At 38.8% G+C, this 676-nt stretch carries 1 protein-coding gene; it reads right to left on the reverse strand.

What is annotated here, in order from left to right; all coding sequences use genetic code 11:
• Nucleotides 1-153: 153 nt before the first annotated feature.
• Nucleotides 154-676, reverse strand: a 523-nt coding sequence (locus ACS8FD_RS21100) for a UDP binding domain-containing protein (protein ID WP_439277307.1), incomplete at its 5' end; no start/stop codon positions are given.

The raw sequence follows: 676 nt of genomic DNA on the forward strand, positions 1-676 counted from the left end.
GGAATGTTTTGAAACAGTACGATATAAGCCTAAGCGCGCTGCATACCAACGTCGCTTAGCACTAATATAGCGCATCCTAGGCTTTAACGCTGCTAGAGCATGAGTAAACTGCTTGTGCCTAACGTAGGTAAAGTATTTCAAATAAAGGCCTAATTAATAGTCTGAACCTGATAGATCTCGAGTATATATTTTATCCAAGCTGTCTTCTAACTCTTCTGAGAGTCGATTGGCTACGATAATATCTGATTTGCTCTTAAACGTATCTAAGTCATTTACAATCTCACAGCCTAAGAAACTAGCTTCATCAGACTTGGGTTCATAAACAATAACAGTCGTACCTAGTCGTTTTAAGTGTTTGATAATACCTTGAATCGCTGACGCACGGAAATTATCAGAGCCCGCTTTCATTATTAAACGATAAGTACCAACGACCTTTGGATTACTCGACACTATATCATTAGCGATGAATTCTTTACGAGTATTGTTTGATGAAACCACTGCCTGTATTAAATTCTGCGGTACATTTTCATAATTAGCCAATAGCTGCTGGGTATCTTTAGGTAGGCAATAACCACCGTAACCAAAGGATGGATTGTTATAAAAGTTTCCCACCCTTGGGTCTAAACAAACGCCTTTAATGATTTGCTCAGTATCTAAACCATGCACGACTGCGTAA

It is taken from the genome of Psychrobacter sp. 1U2 (genome assembly GCF_051847575.1).